The 606-nt window shown below is 34.0% G+C and carries 2 protein-coding genes; both read right to left on the reverse strand.

The annotated features are described in order from the left end of the window. A partial coding sequence (locus tag IDG60_RS20885; protein ID WP_206161138.1) for an ATP-binding cassette domain-containing protein occupies positions 1 to 177 on the reverse strand: 177 nt, incomplete at its 3' end. Positions 178 to 473: 296 nt separating this feature from the next. After that, positions 474 to 606, reverse strand: a 133-nt coding sequence (locus IDG60_RS20890) for a PLP-dependent transferase (RefSeq protein WP_206161139.1), incomplete at its 5' end; no start/stop codon positions are given.

Here is a 606-nt window from a genome sequence, read left to right on the forward strand (position 1 = left end):
ATTCGAGGCAGCTTCAAGATGATTCACGAGTCTTACCAACGTACTTTTTCCTGCACCACTATATCCAATCACACCAAAAATATCATTGCGATTGACCGTAAATGATACGTCCTTCAAAGCATCTATTTTTTGCTTCTTTTTATTAAAGGTCTTACTTACCTGTCGAAACTCAATCATGCAAAGCCCCCTCCTTCAAATTCTTATCATTCCACTAGGAATAAAAGCATTATATGTAAAATTGCATATATCGTCAATACAATTTGCCGAATTTTCTAAAAAATTAAAAAATAAGCAATTCATGTGACAATGACGAATTGTGAGACTACTATGACATTTATCAAATTAAATCCATACAAATGTCCACCAAACCTCCATAACTCAATCACGAATGATTAACATCGCACAAAAAAAGCACTAGCATATTCAAGAACAACAAACGTTGAACTCAAAATATATGCCAGTGCTGCTATTATTTATAACGTATCTAGTGCTTGTTTTAAATCATCGACTAAATCTTCAGTATCTTCAATACCTACAGAAATTCTTACAAGTCCGTCTGTAATACCTTCTTTAGCTCGAATATCTGCTGGAATGGATGCATGTGTC

This window comes from Staphylococcus sp. EG-SA-2, from assembly GCF_017152085.1.